The organism is Chromohalobacter sp. 48-RD10 (genome assembly GCF_029889785.1).
Classification (GTDB): Bacteria; Pseudomonadota; Gammaproteobacteria; order Pseudomonadales; family Halomonadaceae; genus Chromohalobacter.
This window is the reverse complement of sequence record NZ_JARANX010000150.1, coordinates 1-1,173: the sequence shown is the minus strand read 5'-3', so window position 1 is coordinate 1,173 and position 1,173 is coordinate 1. Positions and strand designations below refer to the sequence as shown.

At 63.4% G+C, this 1,173-nt stretch carries 2 protein-coding genes; both read right to left on the bottom strand.

All coding sequences use genetic code 11. From position 1 onward, the window contains the following. On the bottom strand, positions 1 to 541 hold a 541-nt coding region (locus OP496_RS17855; protein WP_280565279.1), incomplete at its 3' end, for a beta-ketoacyl synthase N-terminal-like domain-containing protein. A 125-nt stretch (positions 542 to 666) separates the two neighbouring features. After that, complete coding sequence (gene panD, locus OP496_RS17850; protein WP_280565276.1) at positions 667 to 1,047, bottom strand: aspartate 1-decarboxylase; 381 nt, start codon at positions 1,045 to 1,047, stop codon at positions 667 to 669. Positions 1,048 to 1,173 lie beyond the last annotated feature (126 nt).

Genomic DNA, 1,173 nt, shown 5'->3' with positions numbered 1-1,173 from the left:
CGGCGGCAAAGGCGTCCATGTCTTCGCGGGTGATGGCGTATCTGGCGGCAAGATTCTCGGCGGTATTGCCCATGTGCATATCGTTGAAGGCATCCCATAGGCCGTCGCGGATCATCGTGTCCACTGCTGTCCAGTCGCCCATGCGTTGGCCGGTGCGCGAGTTCGGCAGCACGTGCGGGGATAGCGACATGTTCTCCTGGCCACCGGCAATGATCAACTCGGCGTCGCCACAGCGGATGGCCTGCGTGGCCAGATGCAGTGCCTTGAGGCCTGAGCCGCAGACCTTATTGAGGGTCATCGCCGGTACGGCGGAAGGCAGCCCGGCGTTTATCGCTGATTGGCGAGCGGGGTTCTGGCCGCATCCGGCGGCCAGCACCTGACCCAGAAGAACCTCGTCGACCTGTTCGGGCGCCACGCCGGTATGCGCGAGCAAATCCGCGATGACCGTGGCGCCGAGCTGGGTCGCGGGGAGGCTGGCGAGGGCGCCGCCGAAGCTGCCGATGGCGGTGCGCCTCGCGGCTACGATCACCACGTCTTCCATGAGAGTCTCCTGTCAGCGTAGAGGGACGATACGTTCAGAATAGGTGAGTACGGTGTTGCGCGACAATCGGGTCATGGGCGTAGATCGCCGGTATGAGCGGGTATACCGGCGTAATGTGATGGAGATCAGGCGAACTGCACGGGGATGGCGTGACTGGTATGGCCGATGCGGTTGCCTTCCTGCAAGTAGACGAGCGCGGGCTGGTGGGCGTCGAGCTCGTGTTCCGCGTAATGGGCGTAGCTGCAGATGATGATGCGGTCACCGGCCTGGGCCTGATGCGCGGCGGCGCCGTTGACGGAAATGAGGCGCGAGCCGGCTTCACCGCGAATCGCGTAGGTCGTGAAGCGGTTGCCGTTTTCTACGTCGTAGATCTGGATCTGCTCGTTTTCGCGAATACCGGCGCGGTCGAGTAATTCGCCGTCGATCGCGCAGGAGCCCTCGTAGTCGAGCACCGCGTGCGTAACGCGAGCCATGTGGAGTTTGGCCTTGAGCATGATGGTGTACATCGTGGGAACCTCGTCGTGGTCTCGTGCTGGTACTCAGCGCGGTAAGTCGACCGTTAGATTGTCGATCAAGCGGGTGGTGCCGAGGTGCGCGGCGACGAGCAGGATCGCCTCGCGGGTATCCAGCGC

Bases quoted from the DNA above. Each gene is read 5' to 3' on its own strand.
- panD (WP_280565276.1), bottom strand. From the start codon at position 1,047: ATGTACACCATCATGCTCAAGGCCAAACTCCACATGGCTCGCGTTACG.